Source organism: Candidatus Pantoea multigeneris (assembly GCF_011752615.1).
Classification (GTDB): Bacteria; Pseudomonadota; Gammaproteobacteria; order Enterobacterales; family Enterobacteriaceae; genus Pantoea; species Pantoea multigeneris.
In genome coordinates this window covers 1-364 of record NZ_VWXF01000044.1, presented here as the reverse complement: position 1 = coordinate 364, position 364 = coordinate 1, and the positions used below count along the sequence as shown (strand labels likewise).

Genomic DNA, 364 nt, shown 5'->3' with positions numbered 1-364 from the left:
TGCCTGGCAGTTCCCTACTCTCGCATGGGGAGACCCCACACTACCATCGGCGCTACGGCGTTTCACTTCTGAGTTCGGCATGGGGTCAGGTGGGACCACCGCGCTAAAGCCGCCAGGCAAATTCTGTAATTTACCGAACTCGTGCTTTAAAACTGGTGCTGATACCCAGAGTCGAACTGGGGACCTCACCCTTACCAAGGGTGCGCTCTACCAACTGAGCCATATCAGCACACTATAATTTGATGCCTGGCAGTTCCCTACTCTCGCATGGGGAGACCCCACACTACCATCGGCGCTACGGCGTTTCACTTCTGAGTTCGGCATGGGGTCAGGTGGGACCACCGCGCTAAAGCCGCCAGGCAAA

General features: G+C 56.9%; 1 tRNA gene and 2 rRNA genes. All 3 read right to left on the bottom strand.

The annotated features are described in order from the left end of the window. Window position 1: 1 nt before the first annotated feature. Window positions 2–117: ribosomal RNA gene (rrf, locus tag F3J40_RS24675) — 5S ribosomal RNA — on the bottom strand. Between the two features lie 36 nt (window positions 118–153). Then, window positions 154–229 (bottom strand) — tRNA-Thr (locus tag F3J40_RS24670). A gap of 15 nt (window positions 230–244) precedes the next feature. Continuing rightward, a 5S ribosomal RNA gene (gene rrf, locus F3J40_RS24665) occupies window positions 245–360 on the bottom strand. Between the last annotated feature and the right edge of the window lie 4 nt (window positions 361–364).